General features: G+C 51.4%; 1 pseudogene. It reads left to right on the top strand.

The annotated features are described in order from the left end of the window. Positions 1-2: 2 nt before the first annotated feature. A pseudogene (locus tag B0E34_RS22580) lies at positions 3-276 on the top strand (intein-containing recombinase RecA); the annotation flags it as partial.

The following is a 276-nucleotide window of genomic DNA, read 5'->3' on the forward strand; positions in this document are numbered from 1 at the left end:
GAATGAGTGATCGTCAGGCAGCCTTAGATATGGCGCTTAAACAAATAGAAAAGCAGTTTGGTAAAGGTTCGATTATGAAACTCGGCGAACAAACTGAAACGAGAATTTCAACAGTTTCGAGCGGTTCTTTAGCGCTCGATGCGGCTCTTGGAGTGGGCGGATACCCGCGCGGCCGGATTATTGAAGTATACGGGCCTGAAAGCTCCGGTAAAACGACGGTGGCGCTTCATGCGATTGCCGAAGTTCAGCAGCAGGGCGGACAAGCGGCGTTCATCG

Source organism: Chryseobacterium mucoviscidosis, assembly GCF_002177115.1.
GTDB classification, from domain to species: Bacteria; Bacteroidota; Bacteroidia; order Flavobacteriales; family Weeksellaceae; genus Chryseobacterium; species Chryseobacterium mucoviscidosis.